1 protein-coding gene and 1 pseudogene are annotated in these 1785 nt (G+C 47.5%); one reads left to right on the top strand and one right to left on the bottom strand.

What is annotated here, in order from left to right; all coding sequences use genetic code 11:
• Positions 1 to 530 (top strand): annotated as a pseudogene (locus ACTHUT_RS19615) (D-lactate dehydrogenase); the annotation flags it as partial.
• Positions 531 to 589: 59 nt separating this feature from the next.
• Here the strand turns inward: ACTHUT_RS19615 and ACTHUT_RS19610 are convergent.
• Positions 590 to 1783, bottom strand: a complete 1194-nt coding sequence (locus ACTHUT_RS19610) for a sodium-dependent transporter (protein WP_440419501.1) — start codon at positions 1781 to 1783, stop codon at positions 590 to 592.
• Positions 1784 to 1785 lie beyond the last annotated feature (2 nt).

Raw genomic sequence — 1785 nt, 5'->3', positions numbered from 1 at the left:
TGAAAATGGGTGGCGAGGGCGTAGAAGAAGCGCGTGCTTTCTTGAAGGAATATTTTGCAACCCATGGCGGCGCATTCTTCGAATGTAATGCCGAAGAAACGCAGGCGGCCATGCTGCATCGCTTTGCTGTAGCTTCTGCCGCGATCCGTTACCGTTCTGTACATGATGATGAAGTAGAGGATTTGGTCGCACTCGATATCGCCTTGCGCCGTGATGATCGTGATTGGTTTGAAACCCTGCCACCCGAAATCGACAATAAAATCATCCATAAATTGTATTACGGACATTTTATGTGTCATGTGTTTCATCAGGACTACATCATTAAAAAAGGCAACAACTGTATGGCTTTGGAACATGAAATGCTCCATCTGCTTGACCAACGCGGTGCGCAATATCCTGCCGAGCATAATGTCGGTCATCTGTATGAAGCGAAGCCAGAGTTGAAACAGTTCTATAAAAAACTCGACCCGACCAACAGCTTCAACCCCGGTATCGGTAAAACCAGTAAGAAGAAAAACTGGGCAGAATAAAGCATAGTTAAAATAAAGGCCGTCTGAATATTTCAGACGGCCTTTTTGTATGCTGTTTATCAGAACAAGTTGCTGACAAAAATCAGCAAAATCACCAAAGGCACAAGGTATTTCACATAGGCAAACCAGATATTGACTGTCGTATGGTTGCCTTTATAAAGTAATTCGTCCTTTGCTTCATCCTTCATCACGAAACCGACAAACAGCGCGGAGCCGAGCGCGGTCAGCATAAACAGGATATTGCCGCTGATGTAGTCAAAGGCATCAAAAATATTTTTGCCGAACACGGAAACGTCTTTCCACGGGCCATAGCTCAAAATAGACGGGATGTTGCCGAAAATGAAGATGGCAGCCAGTACAATCGTAATCGCGGCGGTACGGCGGATTTTGGTTTTTTCCTGAATCGTCGTAATCAACACTTCATAAATCGTCAGCGAAGTCGTCAGCGCAGCGATCAGGAGCAGCGAGAAGAAAATTACGGCGAACACAGGGCCTGCCCACATATTCGAGAACACAATCGGCAGGCTTTGGAATACCAAAGTCGGGCCGGAATTGGGCGCGACGCCGAAGCTGAAGAGCGACGGGAAAATCATAAAACCCGCCAACACGGCGATGATGGTATTGGTAATGGCGGTAATGACTGCGGTTTGAACCAGATTTTCGTTTTTATCCAGATAGCTGGACAAGGTAATCATCACGCCGAAACCCAAGCTCAAGGCGAAGAATACTTGACCTAAAACGAAGACGAACAGTTCGGCGGTAATTTTGCTGAAATCAGGCTTCAGATAGAAAGTAATCCCTTCCATCGCGCCCGGCAGGGTAACGTTGCGCACAACCATGGCAATCAGAAATAAAAACAGCAGCGGCATCAGGTATTTTGCCGCTTTTTCAATACCGCCAATGACGCCTTTGACCAAAATCCATTGGTTTACGACCACAAACAAGAAAGTGTAGAACGCAATTTCCCAAGGGCTGTTTTCGATGTGTTCGGTAAAGAAGCTTTTGGTAACTTCGCCACTGACAGGGCTGGAAATGTCCAAATTACCGCCGATGATGTTGACGATGTAGCTGATGACCCAGCCGCCGAGCACCATGTAATAGGCCATGATGCCGAATGCGCCGAGCAGACCCATCCAACCGACCGCTTTCCAAATTTTGGCGACTGGTTTGCCGTTCATCGAGCCGCCGAATGCATCCAGCGCGTTCACGCCTTTACGGCGGCCGATGACGTTTTCCACCAAAATCATCGGAATAC

Source organism: Neisseria sp. P0022.S010 (assembly GCF_051956635.1).
The sequence above is the reverse complement of the archived record's forward strand: the minus strand, read 5'-3'. Positions and strand labels throughout refer to the sequence as shown.